Raw genomic sequence first — 2,456 nt, 5'->3', positions numbered from 1 at the left:
GTCCCCTTATGATACAATGCCAAATCTACTCAAAAAGGTAGGCAATGAACGAAGTAGTAAAATATGCCAACGAGCTAAATAAAATGGGCTTTGCAAGCCTAAACCCTAACGAGCAAAATATCCTTTTTACAATCTTTACACTGATGAAAGACATTGAAGGCAACGAGCTAGACAAAGACCTAGATGAGATTTTAAAACTAGCCCAAATAGATAAGCGTAGCAATATTGAATACGTTGATGATTTGCTAGATAAATTAAAAAACCTGCAAGCCTTTGTATTTCGCTACAAAGACGATAAAACCGAGCAATATATACAAGAAACAATATTTCCTAGAGTAGCTATCGATCAAAAAAAGAATAGCCTAAAAGTAACTATAAACCCAGCTTTTAAGCAAATGTATTTAGCCGTATATAAGAACTTTACTTTATATCAGCTAGCCGAATTCGCCGAAATACCAAGCACTTACGCAAAGACGATTTATAGATGCTTAAAACAATTTCACGATACTGGAGTTTGGAGCATAGGCTGGAAAGAATTTAACGAGCTTTTAGAAATTCCAAAAAGCTACCGAGCACGAGATGTAGATAGAAGAGTTTTAGCTCCAGCTATAAAATACTTATCAGAGCCTGGACTTTTTGACCCTGAACGAATACCATTTAAGGGGCTAAATTTTGAAAAAGTCAAGGACGGCAAGAAAATAGATCGAATAGTTTTTGCCTTTCAAAGAAAGGAGCAAAACAAGTCTTTAACTGAAAACTTTATACTCAAGCTCCAGCAAGAAAATCAATCAAGACTAGAATTTCTAAAAGCGGAAGTAAAAAGAGCCGATGATTTCTTTCGCAATACATGGCTAAAATATAATCCGCCAAAAGATGGCAAAGAACCACAACGCTACGGAATAATCCAGAAAATATTTTTAGACGAAGGCGAAAAAATAACTTATGAAGTGGCAATCTATTATAAAAAGCCTGCCCTAATAAATTCAAATTTTGTGGAAATAATTCACTCAACTTTTAATAATTTAGACGAAATAGTAGGTTTTATAAAAACTAAAAAATGTTAAATAATCTCTCAAAAATTTAAATCACTTTTTTTCTATGAACTTATAAGAATCTTAAAAAACCTAGTAATTTTTGCTAGGTGAGAGCGTAAGCGACCCAGTATCTTTTTTCCCGTATGAATATACGGATTTTTGAGAAAAAAGATGTATCCTGCACTAGAACAAATTTCATAAATTTCTGACTTAAAAAACAAATTTTCTCAAAAATACGCATGGTTTTTGCGCCAAGATAAATACAAATTTTCCCAAAAATCCAACCAAAAAAAGGGTGATGAAAAAATTTTTTCTCAAAAATACGCATGGTTTTTTAAGTATCGGTTAAGATTTTTCTATGATTTTGCATGGATGGCTAGATCATGGCTTACAAATTTGGCTACCAGCTGGAGCTGTTTTTTTATATATTTTTTAGCAAATGCCCTATTTTAGGGCTTTGTAGCTCATGTTTTTTCTATGAAATTTAATAATAAATCCCATATTTTAGTCGCTTTTAGAATGTGATTTGATATAATTTTGATAGAGGTTAAAGCCAAAGGGTGCGACCTCTGGCTTTAAATTTCGCCTCGGAAAGGCGGTGATTTGAATGCCGTTTAACATCTTGATTGTAATTATAGCACTTTGTTTGCTAGTTACAAAGGCTTCTTAAGCCTAGCCCCCCTAGTGGGGCTTCAAGAGTTAAAGCCCTTTGGTTTCTTATCGAGCTTTTGTAACGATAAAACAAATTATCGCTATAATAGCGAAAAGTTTGAATCTAAACTTTAGCATATATGCCTCCTTCCCGAGGTGAAAATATTGAGCTAGAAGTGCCAGCTTCTAGCTCTTACCCTCTAAAATCTGCATTTAAGAGTAGAACTCAAAAACACAAATATAATTTTACCGCCTTTTGTCAAAAAGAAAAAGCTCAACGAGGTTGAGTAGCCCAGGAATTTTCAAATAAGCGCCCCTCGAGCATTTGCTCGCCTATGTGCTAGAGCTTTGCGGAGCGATAGCGACATTGCAAAGCGTAAAACTCGCGGACGAAAATTGCGCTAGCAATTTGAGCGCTGCTGAAGCGTCCGAAATTTTTAGTCAGATTTTTTCAAAAAAATCGATTTGCAACCATCTTTGTTATTATTGTATATCTTGTTATATATTGTAGGGGGGTCGCTAGAGCCGTTGTAGTAGGGGCTACAGAAGTCATAAGGGGACATAATTACGCAGATAAGGGGACATAATTACGCAGATAAGGGGACATAATTACGCAAAAAATAAGGGGACTATTGACTTAATTTGTCCCCTTATGATACAATGCCAAATCTACTCAAAAAGGTAGGCAATGAACGAAGTAGTAAAATATGCCAACGAGCTAAATAAAATGGGCTTTGCAAGCCTAAACCCTAACGAGCAAAATATCCTTTT

1 protein-coding gene is annotated in these 2,456 nt (G+C 35.0%); it reads left to right on the top strand.

Going from position 1 to position 2,456, the window contains the following annotated elements; genetic code table 11:
* Nucleotides 1–44: 44 nt before the first annotated feature.
* On the top strand, nucleotides 45–1,064 hold the full coding sequence (locus tag CYP77_RS02420; RefSeq protein ID WP_103567764.1) for a replication initiation protein: 1,020 nt from the start codon (nucleotides 45–47) through the stop codon (nucleotides 1,062–1,064).
* The last annotated feature ends 1,392 nt before the right edge of the window (nucleotides 1,065–2,456 follow it).

The organism is Campylobacter concisus (genome assembly GCF_002913865.1).
GTDB lineage: Bacteria > Campylobacterota > Campylobacteria > Campylobacterales > Campylobacteraceae > Campylobacter_A > Campylobacter_A concisus_AM.
Note: the sequence above shows the minus strand (reverse complement) of the source record. Positions and strands in the feature narration are given on the sequence as shown.

Excerpts from the sequence above, each read along its gene's own strand:
- CYP77_RS02420 (WP_103567764.1), top strand. The coding sequence starts at position 45 with ATGAACGAAGTAGTAAAATATGCCAACGAGCTAAATAAAATGGGCTTT.